The sequence below is a fragment of the Streptomyces sp. NPDC031111 genome (assembly GCF_055570675.1).
In genome coordinates, this window is the sequence record NZ_JBVIGS010000002.1 from 187,407 (window position 1) to 205,219 (window position 17,813).

Consider the following 17,813-nt stretch of genomic DNA (forward strand, 5'->3'; position numbering starts at 1 on the left):
GCGGATGGCCATTGGGGAGGCCGGCCCGCGCTCGGCGCGCTCGGGAATCCAGCCGGGACGGCTGGAGGAGACCATGCGCGGCCGGCTCGGCCGGGAATGCGTGTACGTGCCGTCGTGCAGGCTCGGGATGTACGCGGCGCTGCGTCACTGGTGCCCGCCGGGCGGCAGGGTGCTGATGTCGCCGGTCAACGACGACGTCATCTTCTTCGTGGTGCTGGCGGCGGGACTGCGGCCGGTGCAGGCGCCGTTGAACCCGTTCGACGGGTCCATCGACATCGACGCCGTGCCCGAGGAGACATGGGGCTCGCTCTCCGCCGTACTGACCACCAACCTGTACGGCAACCCGGACCCGGCGCCGGAACTGCGGGCGCGCTGCGACGCGCTGGGCATTCCGCTGCTGGAGGACGGGGCGCACGCGATCGGCAGCGAGGTCGGCGGACGGCCCGTCGGGGCCTGGGGCGAGGCCTCCGTTTTCAGCCTTTCCAAGCACGTCGGCGCCCAGGCGGGCGGCATCCTCGCGGTCGCCGACCCGGGCCTGGCCGACACCCTGCGCGCCACCTGCGACGAACTGCTCACCCCGCGCCGCACGGCGTCCGAACTCGCCTATGCCTTACGGCCGTACGCCGAGGCGGCCGTGCGGGGGCTGGGCCTGCGTCGCGCCGCGTGGGCCGCGCTGGAGCTGCTGGGGCTGACAGAGCGCGACGGGATCAGGATGCCGCTGCGCCCGGGGGAACTGGCCCGGGCCATGGACGCCGCCCCGGATCTGGCCGCGCACGATTCCTGGGTGCGCGTCGACATGCACACCTACCGTCTGCGGTCCGGCCCGCTGCGGCTGCGGCGGATCCGGCGCTGTCTCGGACGGCTGGACGAGGTGCTTCGGGCCCACCGGGACGGCACCGAGCTGCTGCTGTCGACACGGTGGGCCCGGCCCCGGGAGGGGAGCGACGCGCAGCCGTTGTTCCGGGTGCCGCTGCTGGTGGCGGACCGGGACGCCGCGATCGCCGCACTGGCCCGGCGCGGGATCGTCGTCGGCTACCTCTACGACCCGCCCCTCGACGACTACGCGGGCCGGGAGTTCACGGACCCGTCGCCCGCGCCCGGCGCGGCCCGCTGGTTCGCGCGGCACGCGCTGCCGGTGGATCCGCTGCGGGCGAGGGAGGCCGTCGACGCTCTGGAGCGGTCCGGCGTGCGGCCGGCCGAACCGCCGGAGGACCTGACGCGGCCGGGGAAGCCGGCCGACGGGCCGGGGCCGGCCCGTGACTGACACCCAGGTGCACGAGCCCGACGCGGTGCGTGCCGACGGCGGGCCACGGCCCCCGGGGAGCAGCCCGCCCGGCTCCGACTCCCTTTTCAAGAACGCCTACTTCCTGATGCTCAGCACGGGCGTGTCCGCCGTCCTCGGCCTGGGGTTCTGGCTCGTGGCCGCCCGCTACTACTCCGAGGACGCCGTCGGCCAGGGCTCCGCCGCGATCGCCGCGATGCGGCTGCTCGCCAGCATCACCGCGACCACGATGATCGGCGCCGTGGTCCGTTTCGTCCCGCGCTCGGGACGCCGGACCGGGCGCCTGGTGTGGGGCGTGTACCTGGCGAGTTCGGTGGTCGTCGCCCTGGCCGCGGGCGTCTTCCTGCTCACGCTCGACCAGTGGGGCGCCTCCTACGCGCCGCTCGGCACACCGGCGGCCGGGGCGCTGTTCGTCGCCGCGTGCGTGGCGTGGGCGCTGCTCACCCTCCAGGACGGCGTGCTCACCGGGCTGCGCAAGGCCGAGTGGGTGCCGGCCGGGAACGCGGTGTTCTCCATCGGCAAGCTGGTCCTGCTGGCCGTCTTCGCGAGCGCGCTGCCCGTGCTGGGCATCTTCGTCTCCTGGGCCGTGGCCATCGCGTTCTCCACGCTGCCGCTCGGCTGGCTGATCTTCCGCCGGCTCATTCCCCGTCAGGCCGCCGCCGACCACGACGTGGAACCGCCCGGCCTGCGGTCCATGGGCCGGTTCCTGGCCGGTGACTCGCTCGGCGCGCTGTTCAGCCTGGCCATGATCAACCTGCTGCCGGTGATGGTCGCGGTCCGCTTCAGCGCCGCGGAGAACGGCTACTTCTACGTGGCGTACACCGTCGGCGGCACGATGGAGTTCATGGCCATCAACATGGCCTCCTCGCTCACCGCCCACGCCTCCCACGACCCGCGTCAGCTCGCCGACGGGGTGCGGGGGGCGCTGCGCAGGATGACGCTGCTGCTGGTGCCGGTGGTCGCGGTGCTGGTCGTCTTCGCGCCCCAGATCCTCACGCCGTTCGACGCGGACTACGCCGAGCACGGCTCGACCGTGCTGCGGCTGCTCGCGCTCGGCGCGCTGCCCCGTGTGGTCGTGGAGCTGTACATCGGGGTGCTGCGGGTGCAGGGGCGCACGGGAGTGCTCGCCGCGCTCCAGGGCGCGATGTGCGCGCTGGTGCTGGGCAGCGCGGCCGTGCTGTTCACCCCGGCGGGGATCGCGGGGGCCGGCTGGGCGGTGCTGATCAGCATGACGCTGATCGCGGCCGTGTCGGTGTTCGGGCTGCGTGCGGCGCTGCGGGAGAAGACCGACGGGACCGGGGAGCACACCGGCGCCCCCGAGTACGGCACGCGCTGGGCCCGGCTCAACGCCACCGCGGGGTACGGCACGAACTGGGCGCGCCGGGCGGCGTACGAGGGCAAGGACCGGGAGGACGACGAGGAGACCGTCACGCTGTTCATCGGCCGTCCCGGCTACGAACGGGAAGCCCTTCAGGCGGACCGGGTGGCGTTCATCGTGCGGCCGCCGGCCCCGGACGAGCGGGGGGACGGCGCCGACGGCGAGGAGCGGCCGCCCGACGTGGAGTACGGCATCCGGGAGGAGCGGCGGGTGCCGGCGGAGGCGAGCGGGGCGCCGTGGGCCGAGGAGGCACTCCCCGGCACTTCGACGCGGGACGCCGGCCGGCCCGACGACCGTCCGGACCCCGCCGGGCCACCGGTGCCCGGCGACGACGCCGACCGTCGGCTGGTGGGGACCCTGTGGGCCCTGCTCGTCCTCGCGACCCTCGTCTTCTGGGCGTCGATCCGCTCGCTCCCCTGGTCCGACGGCGCCGGCGGGGGCGAGCCCACGGGACGCCGGCTGCTCGAAGGACTCCCGCTGCCCGCGTCGGCGGCGGGAGGAGTGCTGCTCCTCGTCTTCGTCGCCTCGGTGACGTTGTGCCGACGGCCGGTCCCCTGGCTCTCCGCCGCCGCGGTGGGCTCCGCCCTGCTCGCCCTGCACATCGCGCCCGTCGCCCTCGGGTGGCGGCCCGATCCGGTGGACGGGGCGCTGTACTCCGACGCGGCCCGCCTCCTCGCGGAGGCGGTGGGGCTGGACGGACCCGGTCCCTTGCTGCGGTGGGCCCCTGCGGTGTTCCAGCTGCTGTGCCTCGTACCGCTGTGGCTGCTGCTCGCGCGTGCGGGCGGTCGGCTGACGTGGCCGGCCCGCTGGGGCGTGCTGTATCTCCTCGGGGTGGCCGGCTGGGTGTTCCGGCAGGCACTGGCGCCGGTCGCGCTGCCGCTGCTGCTCGTGCTCCTCGGGCTGCTGCTCATCGGCCGGGCGGTGCCGGCGGCACGGCTCGCGCTCCGCGGCGGACGGAACGGCCCGCCCGGCCGCTGAGCGACCGGGCGGGCCGGGCGTCGCTCAGCGGGGTGGCACCGGCTGGTGGAAGTACCCGTTCCGTCCCGCTTCCCGGTAGCCCTCGAGCCCCGGGCCGTCGTTGACGGTCAGATCGCACTCGGGCTCCTCCGAGGTCGGCCGGTTCCAGTGCACCAGGGCCTTCACCTCCGGGAGCTTCTTCACGTCGGCCGGGATCCGGGTGTACCAGTCGCGCTGGCGTCCCGGGTCGTCGGCGTCGGGCGCGGTGGCGAACTCCGCGAGCATCACCGGCTTGTCGTCGGTGACGTTCTCGCGCAGCCATTCGTAGCTGGGCTGCTGGCTGCGCAGGAAGTCCTTCCAGTCGGTGGTGTCGTGGCAGGCGTAGTAGTTGTACTGGTCCATGGCGATCCAGTCGACGTACTCGTCCCCGGGGTAGAGGGCCTTCATCTCCTTCGCGCTGCCGAGGTAGCCGGAGACGGTCCACACCCAGACGACGTTGTCGGCGCCCAGTTCACGGAACCGGTCGTGGAGATGGCGGTACGCCGCGACGAACTCCTCCGGGGTGCCGGCGCCTTCCTTGATGCGGGCGTCGGTCTCCTGGTCGAAGGAGAAGAAGACGCGCTTGCCGTAGGCCTTGAGGCGCCGGATCTGCGGGTCGATGATCTCCTCGTCGTACTTTCCCGAGGCGATGTTCTTCCAGCCGAGCTGGGTCTCCGTCCAGTTCTCGTGGTGCGGCTCGGTCCAGACGGTGGACTCCCAGGCGAGCATGAGCAGCCGGTCCTTGCCGAGCTCCTGTTCGTCGGGGGTGAGCAGCTGTCCGTCGAGCTCGGTGCCCGACATGTCGTGGTAGTTGTAGACGAGATCGAGCTTACGGCCGATCCGCTTCTCGAAACCGAGCACGGCGTCCTTGAGCGAACCGTTCGCCGCGTACGGCACATACGCTCCCCACCAGGCGCCGCAGGGCGGGACCAGGGTGTCGGTGGGGGCGCAGGGGCCGGTGGGCAGCTCGCCGGAGGCCGCGTCGCCGGGCAGTCCCCGAGCGGAGGGGTCCGCGTCGTCGGAGCGGGCGGCCCAGACGCCGAGCCCGGTCAGCAGCGCGGCGACCGTCACCAGGACGATCGCCGTGTAACCGCGCCTCGCGCGCACCGTCTCCCTCAGCCCGCGCCACCTGGACCGCTTGCGCGGCTCGCGCAGCCGGTGCGACCCCGTCATGTGCCACCGCCGTCCGTGGGCCTGCGCTTGACGCGTTCCGCCGCGCCGCGCCGGGCGGCGGGCAGCGGCAGCCCGGGCAGGGCGGCCACGACCGTGGTGAAGACGGCGAGCGAGACGAGGAAGGAGGTCGACGAGAAGCCCTCCACCAGGAACAGCGAGGTGGCGGTGAGCACGCCCAGCGAGAGACCGATCGGCGCGGCGAGCGCGACGGCCTCCAGTCTCGCGCCGGTGGCCAGCCCGCCCGGCTGCGGATACAGGGCCGCCCAGCCGGGCCCGAACAGGATGAAGAGCAGCACCGGGATCCAGCGCAGCGGTGAGGGGCCGGGGAGGGCGGTGGCGGCCAGCGCGAGCCAGCCCGAGGCGCCGATGAGGACTCTGACGTGCGTCGCGGTGACCCGGATGCCACTGAGGCCCTTGGAGGCCGTGGCGTCGGTCGAGTGGGCGGAGTCGGTGCGGCTCATGGGTTGACCTGACGGAACTGACTGGCCTTCAACGTCACTTCGATCACCTTGTGGTCGATCCTCGGGCGGCCGGGCGGTACTCCAGGACGACGCCGTAGGAATGGCTTTCGACGGTCCGGAAGAGAGGTGAGACGGAGAGTTCGGTGCGCAGCTTCTCGAAGCCGCCGGCCGGCAGCAGGCCCTCGCCGGCGGTGTAGATGTCCTGGGTGCGGGTGAGGACGACGTACGTCCTGGTTCCCGGCGGGATCCGGTCGGCGAGGTAGCGGGCCGGGTCCTTCAGCATCCTCTCGTTCTCGGGCAGTTCCTGCTCGGCGAAGAACCAGTGCTCGAGCCGGTCGTAGCGGTGCAGCGCCTGCGGGAAGGAACCGCTGGTGGCGAGGATCAGCGAGCCGTCGGGGGCGTTGTCGAGGGCCCGGGTGACCAGCGCGGTCTCCTCGGGCGGTGTGTAGTACATCTTCTCCTTGCCGTAGTACGACGGCAGGAAGCCGGCCAGCAGCACCAGCAGCACGGCCGGCAGGGCGACTGCCGCGGCTCGGCGCCGCAGCGTCCCCGCCCGGCCGCGGGTGCCCGCGGCGGCGGGCACGAGCGCGGCGGCGGCGAAGAACGCCGCACCCGGCAGGCCGAACAGGTAGACGCGGAAGAGCATTTCGCCGCCGTAGTCGTTGACGGCGAAGAGCGGGACCGGGGCGGCGGAGACCAGCAGCAGCGGCAGCGCGCTGCGGACCAGCCGGCGCCGCAGCAGGAGGGCGACCCCGGCGAGCGCGGCGACCGCGAGCACCATCAGCACGTTGGCGGTTCCGGCGAGTTCGGGTCCGGGACCGGTCAGCTGTCCCGCGTATCCCGCGCGGGAGTTCTGGGTCAGTTCCCCGATCGACTCCTTGAGGGTGGACAGCGTCTCGACGAACAGCGGCCGGCCCATGGTCAGGTCCCAGGTGAGCATCAGCAGCACGGCGACGGCCAGCAGCCCGTAATTGCGGTAGCGGCGCGTGAGGCAGAGCGCGAACAGGCAGATGCAGAGCATCACCGGGGTGAGCTGGTGCGTGGCGTTGACGGCGGCGATCAGCGGGGCGAGGATCACCACGCAGACCGCGCGCTGCCGGGGGCCCGTGGGCGCCGGCACGCCGGCGGCGGCCGGGTCGAGGTACGTGCGGTCGCGCAGCCGCCCCGCCGACCCGGGCCGCACGAAGTGCCGCAGCACCACCGCGATGACCGACAGATGCAGCAGGTACGCGAGCCCCTGGGGAGCGAAGTAGTCCTGGCCCACCCAGTTGGCGAGCTGGAAGATCCATACGGCCGTCCACACCAGCCGCCAGTCCTGGCAGAAGGTGCGGTAGATGAGGACGAGCACCGGCATCATCAGCAGACCGAGGACGATCGGTGCCCAGTTGGCGTACGTGGCGGCGCTCTCCACGCCGAAGGCGCGTACCAGGCCGGCGTCGAGGGTGAAGAAGCCCGGCCACTGGTCGTAGGCGGACATGTTGCCCGACAGCGCCGCGCCCGGCCGCAGTTCACCGTTGGCGAGCAGTGTGTTGACCACGGCGTCGTGCTTGGACGCCCACGGGTAGCGCACGGCGTCGTACAGCATCGCCGGTGGCGCCTTGAGCGCGAACAGCAGCGCGGCACAGTGCGCGGCCGGCCACCAGGGCGCGGTGCCCGCGCGCCGCAGGCTGAGGACGAAGCCGGCGGTGAGGACCACCAGCGAGAGGTAGTAGGCGGCCGGGAGGCGGTCCAGCAGTCCGTAGTCGCCCATCTCCCGGAAGCCGATGCGGGGCAGGGCGTAGAACCACAGCCCGGCGGCGAGCAGCAGGGTCAGCAGCCCGGCGTCGGGCGGACCGCTCGGGACCGGCCAGGATCTGCGACGGCCGGTGGCCGGTCCAGGATCCGCGGGGCCGTCGGCCGGCTCGGGGCTGGGCAGCTCGCTGCTCTCAGTGGTCGGTACGGGCACATGTTGTTGCACGCCGAGACTCCCCTCCCCCGCGACGAGTATAGGAATTACCTCTGTTTTTCACACCAAAAACGCAGAACTCGCCTCAGCCGGCGAACGCCGGACGGCCGCGCAGGACGGTGAGGGACCGGCGGTACCACCGCCAGCCGACGGTCCTCAGGCCGTCCCGGTACGGGGCGATCCGCGCCCCGTCACCCGCCAGCCACGCCTCGACATCGGCGACGGTGTGGCCGCGGCGGACGATCAGGCGGGCGATGCGGTAGCGCTCGTCCCGGTCCGAGCTGAGCGCGTGCCGTACGGCGGTCGCCGTCTCGTACCCGGCCCCGGCGGCCATGGCGCGCACCCGGGGGCTGTTGTAGCCGTGCGGATAGGCGAGGTGGGGCACGGAGTGGCCGAGGGTGTCCTCCAGTACGGCCTTGGAGTCGAGCAGTTCGGCACGGAGCCGCTTGGCGGTGAGCGTGTCGAGCTGGGCGTGGGTGACCGTGTGACTGCCGATCTCGACACCGGCCTGCTCCAGCTCCACGACCTGGTCCAGGCTCATCATCGGGGCGGGCGGCAGCAGACTGCGGCCGCCCGGGGAGATGGCGCCGGTGGTGAGATACGCGGTGGCCGTCAGCAGGTGCTCGGCCAGGGCCTCGGCGGTGGGACCGGGCAGGTCGGCGAAGCCGTCGTCGAAGGTGAGCAGTACCGGCCGGGGCGGCAGGGGCGCCCGTCCGGCGAGATGCGCGGCGAGGGTGCTGATGGTGACGGGCGTGCGGCCGCTGTCCAGGACGGCGTCGAGATGGGACGCGAACTCCTTCGGCGTGACGGTGAACTCGGCGATCCAGTCCGGCGGATCGTCCATCACGGCGTGGTAGAGGAATACGGGTATGGCGGCCGGGTTCATCTCGTCCCCCTTCCGGCGGCGCCCGCCAGGGCCCGCCGCGCCCGCAGATAACCGAGCGGTCCGTACAGCATTCCCCTGCGCTGGAGCCGCGACAGACGGCGCGGCCAGGGATGCGTGCGCGTGTCGTGCCCGCCCGGCGCACCGCCGCCGTCCGAGTCGCGCGCCTCGGTCAGCGCGCGGGCGTGGGCCAGACCGCGCGGCAGCCGGGCGAGGAACGCCGGCAGCAGCGCGGGGCGGTTGACCAGGATCGCGGTGAGGTAGGCGGTGAGGCCGGCGCCGTAGCCGTACGCCTGGGTCTCCAGGTCGGCCCAGGTCTCCCGGTGGTGGTGCCACACCAGCGCGTACGGCGTGTAGCGCAGCCGGTGCCCTTGGGCGAGGACGCGGACGAATCCGTAGAGGTCGTCGCCGCCCCGGGCGGCCGTCCCGGCACCCGTGGCCGGGTCGAAGCCGCCGACGCCGCGCAGCACCTCCGTACGGAAGGCCATGTTCGCGCCGGAGCCGAAGCGGCCCGCGGTGAAGGGGAACAGCGGCTCGTCGCGCGGCGGGTCCCCGGGGTCGTACGTCGTCGGTGTGAAGCCCTTCGCGAAGCCGCCGTGGCTCTCCAGCAGGACCTGGGCGGGAGTGCGCAGCCGGGCGGGCAGGATCAGTCCGGTGGCGCAGCCGAGCCGGGGGTCGGCGGCGAACGGCGCGGTCAGCTCGGTGAGCCAGCGCGGATCGGCGACCACGTCGTCGTCGGTGAACGCGACGACCTCGCCCCGCGACTCGGCCAGCCCCTTGTTGTGCGCGGTCGCGAGTCCGGGCACCGGCTCGCACACGTACCGCACCCGCTCGCCGTACTTCCGCTCCACCAGCTCACGGGTCTCGCCGGTCACGGGCGCGTTGTCGACGACGACGACCTCGAACCGCGGATGCTCCTGCGCGAGCAGCGAGTCCAGCGCCCGCGCGAGCTGCCCGGCGCGCTCCCGGGTGGCCACGACGACCGAGGCGTACGGCGGCTCCGCGGCGCCCCCCGCGCCCTCGGCCTCCCGCGGAACTCCGGAGGCCGCCTCCGTCAGCACCGCCCGCGGGTCCGGCCCCTCCGGTACGTGTGTCAGCAGTGTCCCCACCGGGCGGCCCGACCGTCTGACCAGCAGGAACACCTCGCCGTGCGTCACCGGCGGGCTTCCCGGGCCGGGTCTCAGCACGGCCTCGTCACCGGCCAGGTCCAGGTCGGCCACCTGGACCGCGCCGATGGCCAGGAACCGTCGTATCTCCTCCTGCGTGCCTGTTCTCCGGGACATCCGTCCCTCCCCCCTCCTCAGGACCGGCGCAGCCGTGCCGCGCCCTTCAGGGTCCGCGACGCCAGCGACGCGAGGCGCGGGCGGGCGCGGACGAAGCCCTGCGCGCGGCGCGCGGGCTCGCGGCTCAGCCAGTGCAGCGCGGCGCCCACGCCCGGACGGGTGGCCGCCCCCTCGTACACGGCGCGTTCGCCGGTCTTCAGCGAGTCCTTGTACTCGGCCGCCCCGCGCCCCATGTCGAGCATCCCGATGCCCTCGGCCGCCGCCGCCTCGGCCATCCGCAGATGCAGCACGAGACCCGGCGAGTACTTCGCGAACTCCGGGTCGTACGCCGGGAACCAGCAGGCCAGCACGGACGCCGAACGCAGCCCGAAGTGCGCGGCGACCGGGCGTTCGCCGGCGTACAGGACCGACAGCGTGCCCGTGCACTGCGGGGCCCGGGTCTCGGCGAGCCGGCCCACGAGCCGGGCGATCCACTCCCGCGCGAACCGGTCGCGGCGCCCGGTCCTGCGGTACTGCGCCGACTTCCACTCCATCAGCGCGCGCAGCGCGGCCGGGTCGCGCTCGTCGAAGACGAACCGCACGGGCCCGGCCTGGCGGCCCAGCCTGCGTTCCTTGGCCAGCGTGGTCTTCAGGAACTTCGGCGACTGGGTGCGCAGCACCGACTCGTACGTCTCGTAGCCCTTCTCCACGTCGATGACATAGGTGGCGTGCTCCTCCGCCGCGTACGGCACCAGCAGCCCCTGGTCGGCCTCCAGGTTGTCGAAGACGAAGCTCGACACCGCGCAGCCGCGCAGCAGTTCACCGGTCTCCAGGGCGACACCGGGAGCCAGGACCGCGCCCTGGCAGTCCGACACCCCGAGCCCGATCGCCCGGCCCTGCCCCCACGCGCCCCGCTCGTACGGAAGGAAGCCCACCGGTTCCGTGCCCTCGTACAGCGACGCGACCCGGGCCCGCGCACGCACCCGGCCCACGGCGACGGTGAACTCCGGTTCCATGAAGGGGTTGCGCGGTGCGTCCGTCGCGGCGCGCAGTTCCCGCCAGCGCTCCCGTTCCCCCTCGCTGAGCTCCTCCGGCCTCAGCACGCGCATGCGTCCACTGCTCACCTGACCCCCCGATCAAGTCCCCCCTGGACTCTTGGAAGGTACCGCCCCGGAGCGGGGGGACGGTAGATAGCGGACCATGTTCTTGCCAAACGGTGAAAGAGTCCTGAACCGGTCCGTACCCGGCGATGACGGAAGCGGAAGCGCACGGAAAGCGAGCGGTTCCGTACACGGTGATGCACGGTGAATCGCGCCGTCGTGTTGTCCGTATTCTCTGATCATGGCCGCACCCACCGATTGTTCACTCATCGCCACCGACCTGGACGGGACGCTGCTGCGCGGCGACGACACCCTGTCCGACCGGTCCCTAGCCGCGCTCGCGCGGGTGGAGCGGGCAGGTGCCCGGCACCTCGTGGTGACGGGGCGACCGGCCCCCAGGGTGCGTCCGCTCCTGGACGACCTCGGCTGCACGGGGCTCGCGGTGTGCGGCCAGGGTGCGCAGGTGTACGACGCCGGCGCGGACCGGATGCTGTGGTCCGTCACGCTGGACCGGGAACTGGCGGAGACCGCGCTCGGCAAGATCGAGGCCGAGGTGGGGGAGGTGTACGCCGCGGTCGACCAGGACGGGGTCGACGGGCTGACGCTGATCGAGCCCGGCTATCTGATGCCGCATCCGACCCTGCCCGCCGTACGGGTGGAGCGGCGGGCCGAGCTGTGGGACATGCCGATCAGCAAAGTGCTGCTGCGCCACCCGGACCTGTCCGACGACGCGTTGGCGGCGGCGGCGCGGTCGGTGGTGGGCTCGCTGGCCACGGTCACCATGTCGGGTCCTGGCACCGTGGAGCTCCAGCCGTGCGGGGTGACCAAGGCGACGGGACTGGCGCTGGCCGCCGAGCACCTGGGGCTGAGCCCGGCGCGGACGATCGCCTTCGGCGACATGCCGAACGACATCCCCATGTTCGACTGGGCGGCCCACGGCGTCGCCATGGCCAACGCGCACCCCGAGCTGAAGGCGGTGGCAGACGAGGTCACCACGTCGAACGAGGACGACGGCGTGGCCGTCGTCCTCGAGCGACTGTTCGACAAGACGGCCGTGCTGGGCCGTCAGCGGGTGGCTCAGTACGCGCCGAAGACGTTGTCGATGGAGCCGTAGCGGTCGGCCGCGTAGTTGCAGGCCGCCGTGATGTTCGCGACCGGGTCGTACGGGTCGAAGGCGGTGCCGGGCACGTGGTAGGCCGCGAAGGTCGGGTCGATGACCTGGAGCAGGCCCTTCGACGGGGTGCCCGCGGCGGCGTTGGAGTCCCAGTTGTTGATGGCGAGCGGGTTGCCGGAGGACTCGCGCATGATGTTGCGGTGGATGCCCTCGTAGCTGCCCGGGATGCCGTGCTGCGCCATGACGTCCAGCGACTCGCGGATCCAGCCGTCGAGGTTGTCCGGGTAGGCGGTCGTGGCGGCGGCCGTGGTGGTCGTCGTGTCGGCCGTGGTGGCCGCGGAGGCGCCGGTGGCGCCGACCAGCGGCAGGGCGACCATGGCGACGCCGGTGCCGGCGACGGCGAGGGAGCGGACGAGGCGGCTGTTGCCGAAGCGGCGGTGCAGACCGGAAGTGGGCATGTCTGGGTTCCTCTCCTACGCCTGCGAGGTGAGCTGTCGGGTTCGGGCGGGAGAGTGCCCGGCCGTGCCCCTGCGGGCATGGCTTCACCCCTAGCCGTTCCGGCGCGTGGCCGGCCCGGCGGCTTACCTGGGTCCCCCGCTCCTGCCGTCATGAGTGATCGTCGGTGGTTGATGCGGGCGGCGGCAGGATTCGGCGTCCACCCGGCAGGCCGGGAACGTATGCGAGAGCACATGTCGGGAACAAGTGCGGCCGTCACGCATCACGCCGTTTGATCTTGAGTTGGGGTGTTTTGGGCGCTTGATCCTTTGCGAGTGCCAAGGGTCAACTCCACTCTGTGGAAGGGGGAAAGGGGAGTGAAGGCCCGTGGTGCGGGTACCGGGGTGCGCGTGACCCACTTCACTGGGGATCACTCGCGAGCGCATTTCTCGCCAAGGGGAATTCGCTTGGTATTTGCGGCAAATCGGACGTCGGGGCGGGCAGGATGGTTCGCGCGGCGAGGAGCGGTCCGGACGGCGGGCCGGAGGCCGGGCCGAGGAGTCGATCGCTACGTCCGTGAAAGTCAGGGAATGTCCGTTGTTATCAACCGATCAAAATCGCTCGCCTTTCGATCCCGTAGCGCCCTGCCCGTAACCCTGGGCGCTGGCGGTGATCGAAACGTGACCGGATACGCTGACTTGAGTGATGGCAGCGACCTATCGACAAACCGTGTAATCACCAGTGGACACCAGCAGACAGGAGACCCCTCGTGACCGTCGTCGGGCCGTTCGGGCTGAGCGTGCGGGACCAGGCTCTGGAAGCCGATGTCCAGGCCGGATTGACGGCTGTCGAGGAGGGGCTGCTCGAGGCCACCAAGAGTGAGGTGCCCTTCATCACAGGCGCCGCCCAGCACCTGGTGCGGGCCGGCGGCAAGCGGTTCCGTCCGCTGCTCGTGATGCTCGCCGCCCAGTTCGGCGACCCCTACGCGCCCGGTGTCGTGCCGTCGGCCGTGGTCGTGGAGCTGACCCACCTGGCCACGCTGTACCACGACGACGTGATGGACGAGGCCGAGGTGCGGCGCGGAGTCGCGAGCGCGAACGCCCGCTGGGGCAACTCCGTCGCGGTCCTCACCGGCGACTTCCTCTTCGCTCGGGCCTCGCACATCCTGGCCGACCTCGGACCGGAGGCCGTGCGGGTCCAGGCCGAGGCGTTCGAACGGCTGGTCACCGGTCAGATCCTGGAGACCGCGGGACCGCAGGACGGCCGCGACCCGGTCGACCACTACCTGGACGTGCTCGGCGGCAAGACCGGCTCGCTGGTCGCGGTCTCCTGCCGCTTCGGCGCGATGATGTCCGGCGCCGACGAGACGGTCGTGGACGTCCTCACCCAGTACGGCGAGCGGCTCGGCGTCGCCTTCCAGCTCGCCGACGACGTCCTGGACATCGCCTCCGACTCCCACGAGTCCGGCAAGACCCCCGGCACCGACCTGCGCGAGGGCATCGCCACCCTGCCCGTGCTGCGGCTGCGCGAGCGGGCGGCCCGGCTGGGACTGGCCGAGGACATCGCCCTGTGCGAGCTGCTGGACTCCGACCTCACCGACGACGCCCGGCACGCCGAGGCGCTGCGGCTGCTGCGCGCCCACCCGGCCCTGGACCAGGCCCGCCGGGACACCGTGCGCTACGCCGAGGAGGCGCGTGCGGTACTGGCCCCGCTGCGGGAGTGCGAGGCGAAGGCCGCGCTGGTGCAGCTGTGCGACGCGGTGGTGCACCGCGCGGGCTGAGCCGGCCCGAACTCCTCCCCGACCCCTACTGGTCGGGGGAGGAAACCGCCCCCCGTGTCATACCGCAGCAGTACGTGGAGTTGCGTCCGGGGTCTGACGAATCCGCCTGCCGGATTTGGTCAGATGGACAACGACGGACAACACCACTTCTCACCGGTTCGGGTGAGAATGGCGGCTCAGGGTGAGACTGGTGCGAGGACACGAGACGGAAGCCGCCGCCGACCACGGAGGGCACACATGGCACCGTACGATTCCGACGACATGACGACCGCGAGGGAGGTCGACGAGCCGCGCGCGGGGCGGCGCAGGGCCGCGCGGTACGTCGTCCCGGTCACGGTGATGGGAGTGGCGGCCGCGACCATCGGGCTCGTCCCCGCCATCGCCGACTCGGGCGACCCCGACCTGCCGGAGATCACCGCCGCGCAGCTGATGGAGAAGATCGCGAAGTCGGACGTGGAGCAGCTGTCCGGCACCGTGAAGATCACCACGGACCTCGGTCTGCCGAACCTCGGCGGCCTGGAGAGCAGCCTCGCCTCCGGCGCCATGGAGCGCGGCGAGGACGGCGGCTCCTCCGCCGACCCCTCGGCCAAGCTCACCGAACTGGCCTCCGGCACGCACACCCTGCGCGTCGCGACCGACGGCCCGGACCGGCAGAAGCTGTCGCTCCTGGAGAACGCCGCCGAGTACAGCCTGATCCACAACGGCAAGGACGTCTGGGGCTACGACAGCGCGTCCAACGAGGTCTACCACGGCACGGTCGACGAGTCCGGCCAGGACCGCGAGCAGCGGCCCCCGGCCACCCCGGACGACTTCGCCGAGGAGGCGCTGAAGTCGGTCGACGACACCACGTCCGTCACCGTCGACGGCACCGCCCAGGTGGCCGGCCGGGACGCGTACAAGCTGGTCGTCAAGCCCAAGCAGTCCGGCTCCACGATCGGCGCGATCAGCATCGCGGTCGACCACAGGACGGGGCTGCCGCTGAAGTTCACGCTGACCCCCGCGAGCGGCGGCGCCGCCGTCGTGGACGTCGGCTTCACCCAGGTGAGCTTCGACCGGCCCGCCGCGTCGACGTTCGAGTTCACCCCGCCCAAGGGCGCCAAGGTGACCGAGGACGGCGAACTCGACCACGGCCGGGAGCACTCGGGCGGGCCGGAGCGGGCCCCGAAGTCCGAGGAGGACCTGGGCAAGGGACTCGACGGCCTGAAGATGCTCGGCGAGGGCTGGAACTCCATCGCCACCTTCGACACCGGCGCCGAGGGCGGCCTGCCCACCGGCGGGGCCGGCGGTGACCTCGGCGGATTCCTCGGCTCCCTCGGCGACCAGGTCAAGGGCGAGTTCGGCACCGGCACGGTGTTCAGCACCCGCCTGGTGAACGCCCTGATCACCGAGGACGGCAAGGTCTACGCGGGCACGGTCACCAAGGACGCGCTCGTGAAGGCGGCGAACTCGGGGAAGTAGAGCCCGGGGCCTTACGACGTGACGATGTGACGACGTGACAGGGAACGAGGGAGCCGATGGGCGAGGCGTCCGCCAGCGAGCCGGACGGGGCGCACGCGGGTGAGGGGGTCATCATCACCCGCGCGCTCACCAAGCGCTACCGCGGCGGACAGCTCGCCGTCGACGGTCTGCACCTGACCGTCCCGGCGGGCAGCGTCTTCGGCTTCCTCGGTCCCAACGGCTCGGGCAAGACCACCACCATCCGCATGCTGATGGGCCTGATCGAGCCGACCTCCGGCACGGCGCACGTCCTGGGCCGCCCCATGCCGCGCTCCGCACGCGCCGTGTTGCCCCACGTGGGCACCCTCATCGAGGGCCCGGCCCTGTACGGCTTCCTCTCCGGCCGTGACAACCTCCTCCGCTACGACGCCGCCGACCCGACCGCCGACCCGCGCACCCGGCGCGCCCGGGTCTCCGCCGCCCTGGACCGGGTGGGCCTCACGGCCGCCGCGGGCAAGAAGGCGAAGGCGTACTCCCTCGGCATGAAGCAGCGCCTCGGGCTCGCCGCCGCCCTGCTCCAGCCGCGCCGGCTGCTCGTCCTGGACGAGCCGACCAACGGGCTGGACCCTCAGGGCATGCGGGAGATCCGCACGCTCGTCCGCGAGCTGGCCTCGGACGGCACGACCGTCTTCCTCTCCTCCCACCTGCTCGACGAGATCGAGCAGGTGTGCACGCACGCCGCCGTGATGGCCCGGGGCCGGCTGATCACCCAGGGCCCGGTCGCCGACCTGGCCGCGGGCGCCCGGGGCCGGCTGGTGGTGACCACACCGGACCCGGCGGACGCGGCCAGGGTGCTGAAGGAGCAGGGGGTCGCCGATGTCGTGGTGGACGGGGAGCGGGTGACCGGCGAGCTGCCCGAGCGCGACCTCGCCGAGGTGAACGCGGCACTGGTCACCGCCGGGGTCCGGGTGCGCGGCTTCGGGGTGGAACGGGCCTCGCTGGAGGACGCGTTCGTGGCGCTGACCGGGGAGGGATTCGATGTCGCGGGCTGAGACGGTGACGGGGGTGAGTCCGCTGTGGACCCTCGGTCTGTTCCGCAGCGAGCTGCTCACCACCTTCCGGCGCTGGCGCACCCTCGCCCTGCTCGGGGTGCTGGCCGCCGTGCCGGTCCTGGTCGGCATCGCCGTGCGGATCGAGACCGGTGACGGCTCGTCGGCCGGGGGTGGTGGCGGAGGAGGGGGCGGCGGGCCGGCGTTCATCTCGCAGGTCACCAACAACGGCCTCTTCCTGGTCTTCACCGCGCTCGCCGCCACGCTGCCGTTCTTCCTGCCGATGGCGATCGGGGTGGTCGCGGGCGACGCCGTCGCCGGCGAGGCGAACGCCGGCACCCTGCGCTACCTCCTGGTGGCGCCCGCCGGCCGTACCCGCCTGCTGCTCACCAAGTACGCGACGGTCATGGCCTTCTGTCTGGTCGCCACGCTCGTGGTCGCCGTCTCGGCCCTGGTCACCGGGGCGCTGCTGTTCCCGCTGGGCGATCTCACGACCATTTCCGGCACCCGGATCAGCTTCTCCGAGGGCCTGGCCAGAGCCCTGCTCATCGCCCTGGTCGTCGCCGTGTCACTGATCGGGGTGGCGGCGCTCGGCCTGTTCGTCTCGACGCTGACCAACAGCGGCATCGCGGCGATGGCGACCACGGTCGGGCTGTTGATCACGGTCCAGATCGTCGACCAGATCCCGCAGCTGCACGCCCTCCATCCGTACCTCTTCTCCCATTACTGGCTGTCCTTCGCCGACCTGATGCGCGAACCGGTCTACTGGGACGACCTGACGAAGAACCTCGGCCTCCAGGCCCTGTACGCGACGGTGTTCGGCTCGGCGGCCTGGGCGCGGTTCACGGCGAAGGACATCACCGCGTAGGAAATGCGCTGGCACGGGCGGGCCGGGACGTGTGACGGTTCGGTCCATGGGCAACTCACGGGCGTACCCCGTCCTGCGAACCACCGACGCGGCCGAGGCGTACCGGCAGGCCAAGCGGCTGTGCGCGCTGCTGGAGCACATCGAGGACAAGGTGTGGCTGTTCGCCGAGACCCGGACGCCCGCGGAGGCGCGGAGGATGGCGGAGAACGTCCCCGGGGCACAGTTCGACTACGTGGACACCCGCACCGATCCGGCGACCGGCGACTTCCTCTTCTTCGACCTCGACGTGACGCAACTGGACGACGACGGACTCCAGCCGCATCTGCCGCTGGAGTTCCTGGAGGACGTCGAACGCGGGGACGTCGAGGAACGGTTCCTGGCCGCTCTGGGGGAGGGCATGGCGGCCATCGAGTGGAACGGCCGCTGGCCGGACGACCCGGAGACGAACTCGTACGGGTATCCGAAGTACGACGGGGTCCAGGTCATGTTCCACGGCGACCAGGCGCAGTACGGCGACTGGACCGAGGACCACACCGTCTTCGTCCATGTGACCAAGCACGGCGATCTCGAGCGTGCTCGGAAGCTCGCCGCCCACATCGGCAGCGAGGTTCTGGGCGAGGCGCAGCTCGGCTGGTGAGCCGGGGCGGGGG

At 72.3% G+C, this 17,813-nt stretch carries 15 protein-coding genes and 1 riboswitch; of the genes, 8 read left to right on the forward strand and 7 right to left on the reverse strand.

Translation table 11 applies throughout. The features are described from left to right. Nucleotides 1-73: 73 nt before the first annotated feature. Nucleotides 74-1,264, forward strand: a complete 1,191-nt coding sequence (locus ACZ470_RS04540) for a DegT/DnrJ/EryC1/StrS family aminotransferase (protein WP_468425173.1) — start codon at nt 74-76, stop codon at nt 1,262-1,264. After that, nucleotides 1,257-3,638, forward strand: coding sequence for a lipopolysaccharide biosynthesis protein (locus tag ACZ470_RS04545; RefSeq protein ID WP_468424365.1), 2,382 nt, complete (start codon nt 1,257-1,259; stop codon nt 3,636-3,638). Before ACZ470_RS04540 ends, ACZ470_RS04545 begins: the two co-directional genes overlap by 8 nt. Nucleotides 3,639-3,662: 24 nt before the next feature. On the opposite strand, the gene ACZ470_RS04550 is transcribed toward ACZ470_RS04545, so the two are convergent. The 6 genes from ACZ470_RS04550 to ACZ470_RS04575 all read right to left on the reverse strand — a co-directional run bounded on the left by ACZ470_RS04550 (nt 3,663) and on the right by ACZ470_RS04575 (nt 10,489). Further along, nucleotides 3,663-4,736, reverse strand: coding sequence for a glycoside hydrolase family 26 protein (locus tag ACZ470_RS04550; protein ID WP_468425175.1), 1,074 nt, complete (start codon nt 4,734-4,736; stop codon nt 3,663-3,665). 89 nt (nt 4,737-4,825) lie between these two features. Beyond that, nucleotides 4,826-5,290, reverse strand: a complete 465-nt coding sequence (locus ACZ470_RS04555; RefSeq protein WP_468424367.1) for a hypothetical protein — start codon at nt 5,288-5,290, stop codon at nt 4,826-4,828. Between the two features lie 43 nt (nt 5,291-5,333). Continuing rightward, nucleotides 5,334-7,247, reverse strand: coding sequence for a hypothetical protein (locus tag ACZ470_RS04560; RefSeq protein ID WP_468424369.1), 1,914 nt, complete (start codon nt 7,245-7,247; stop codon nt 5,334-5,336). 73 nt (nt 7,248-7,320) lie between these two features. Continuing rightward, complete coding sequence (locus tag ACZ470_RS04565; protein WP_468424371.1) at nt 7,321-8,121, reverse strand: polysaccharide deacetylase family protein; 801 nt, start codon at nt 8,119-8,121, stop codon at nt 7,321-7,323. Then, complete coding sequence (locus ACZ470_RS04570) at nt 8,118-9,401, reverse strand: glycosyltransferase family 2 protein (RefSeq protein ID WP_468424373.1); 1,284 nt, start codon at nt 9,399-9,401, stop codon at nt 8,118-8,120. The genes ACZ470_RS04565 and ACZ470_RS04570 overlap by 4 nt, the downstream gene beginning before the upstream one ends. A 17-nt stretch (nt 9,402-9,418) precedes the next feature. Further along, a complete protein-coding gene (locus tag ACZ470_RS04575; protein ID WP_468424375.1) occupies nt 9,419-10,489 on the reverse strand; it encodes a GNAT family N-acetyltransferase in 1,071 nt (356 codons plus the stop codon). Between the two features lie 232 nt (nt 10,490-10,721). Between ACZ470_RS04575 and ACZ470_RS04580 the strand changes: the two genes are divergently transcribed. Next, a complete protein-coding gene (locus ACZ470_RS04580; protein WP_468424377.1) occupies nt 10,722-11,594 on the forward strand; it encodes an HAD family hydrolase in 873 nt (290 codons plus the stop codon). Here the strand turns inward: ACZ470_RS04580 and ACZ470_RS04585 are convergent. After that, the gene (locus ACZ470_RS04585) at nt 11,558-12,052 is read right to left on the reverse strand and encodes a transglycosylase SLT domain-containing protein (RefSeq protein WP_468424379.1); all 495 of its coding nucleotides are present in this window, start codon (nt 12,050-12,052) and stop codon (nt 11,558-11,560) included. The two genes, ACZ470_RS04580 and ACZ470_RS04585, sit on opposite strands and share 37 nt — an antisense overlap. Before the next feature lie 3 nt (nt 12,053-12,055). Further along, nucleotides 12,056-12,226: riboswitch (cyclic di-AMP (ydaO/yuaA leader) on the reverse strand. A 572-nt stretch (nt 12,227-12,798) separates the two neighbouring features. On the opposite strand from ACZ470_RS04585, the gene ACZ470_RS04590 reads away from it, so the two are divergent. From ACZ470_RS04590 to ACZ470_RS04610, 5 genes are all read left to right on the forward strand, one after another. Continuing rightward, nucleotides 12,799-13,809 (forward strand): polyprenyl synthetase family protein, encoded by a 1,011-nt coding sequence (locus ACZ470_RS04590; protein WP_468424381.1) that lies wholly within the window; start codon nt 12,799-12,801, stop codon nt 13,807-13,809. A gap of 237 nt (nt 13,810-14,046) precedes the next feature. Continuing rightward, nucleotides 14,047-15,267, forward strand: a complete 1,221-nt coding sequence (locus tag ACZ470_RS04595) for a LolA family protein (RefSeq protein WP_468424383.1) — start codon at nt 14,047-14,049, stop codon at nt 15,265-15,267. 56 nt (nt 15,268-15,323) lie between these two features. Beyond that, nucleotides 15,324-16,298 (forward strand): ABC transporter ATP-binding protein, encoded by a 975-nt coding sequence (locus ACZ470_RS04600; protein ID WP_468424385.1) that lies wholly within the window; start codon nt 15,324-15,326, stop codon nt 16,296-16,298. Next, the gene (locus ACZ470_RS04605; RefSeq protein ID WP_468424387.1) at nt 16,285-17,163 is read left to right on the forward strand and encodes an ABC transporter permease; all 879 of its coding nucleotides are present in this window, start codon (nt 16,285-16,287) and stop codon (nt 17,161-17,163) included. The genes ACZ470_RS04600 and ACZ470_RS04605 overlap by 14 nt, the downstream gene beginning before the upstream one ends. A 46-nt stretch (nt 17,164-17,209) precedes the next feature. After that, nucleotides 17,210-17,800, forward strand: a complete 591-nt coding sequence (locus ACZ470_RS04610; protein WP_468424389.1) for a hypothetical protein — start codon at nt 17,210-17,212, stop codon at nt 17,798-17,800. Nucleotides 17,801-17,813 lie beyond the last annotated feature (13 nt).

What these genes read in the sequence shown, in the direction of transcription:
- ACZ470_RS04540 (WP_468425173.1), top strand. Translation starts at nt 74, where the DNA reads ATGCGCGGCCGGCTCGGCCGGGAATGCGTGTACGTGCCGTCGTGCAGG.
- ACZ470_RS04555 (WP_468424367.1), bottom strand. Translation starts at nt 5,290, where the DNA reads ATGAGCCGCACCGACTCCGCCCACTCGACCGACGCCACGGCCTCCAAG.
- ACZ470_RS04565 (WP_468424371.1), bottom strand. Translation starts at nt 8,121, where the DNA reads ATGAACCCGGCCGCCATACCCGTATTCCTCTACCACGCCGTGATGGAC.
- ACZ470_RS04570 (WP_468424373.1), bottom strand. Translation starts at nt 9,401, where the DNA reads ATGTCCCGGAGAACAGGCACGCAGGAGGAGATACGACGGTTCCTGGCC.
- ACZ470_RS04575 (WP_468424375.1), bottom strand. Translation starts at nt 10,489, where the DNA reads ATGCGCGTGCTGAGGCCGGAGGAGCTCAGCGAGGGGGAACGGGAGCGC.
- ACZ470_RS04580 (WP_468424377.1), top strand. Translation starts at nt 10,722, where the DNA reads ATGGCCGCACCCACCGATTGTTCACTCATCGCCACCGACCTGGACGGG.
- ACZ470_RS04585 (WP_468424379.1), bottom strand. Translation starts at nt 12,052, where the DNA reads ATGCCCACTTCCGGTCTGCACCGCCGCTTCGGCAACAGCCGCCTCGTC.
- ACZ470_RS04595 (WP_468424383.1), top strand. Translation starts at nt 14,047, where the DNA reads ATGGCACCGTACGATTCCGACGACATGACGACCGCGAGGGAGGTCGAC.
- ACZ470_RS04600 (WP_468424385.1), top strand. Translation starts at nt 15,324, where the DNA reads ATGGGCGAGGCGTCCGCCAGCGAGCCGGACGGGGCGCACGCGGGTGAG.
- ACZ470_RS04605 (WP_468424387.1), top strand. Translation starts at nt 16,285, where the DNA reads ATGTCGCGGGCTGAGACGGTGACGGGGGTGAGTCCGCTGTGGACCCTC.
- ACZ470_RS04610 (WP_468424389.1), top strand. Translation starts at nt 17,210, where the DNA reads ATGGGCAACTCACGGGCGTACCCCGTCCTGCGAACCACCGACGCGGCC.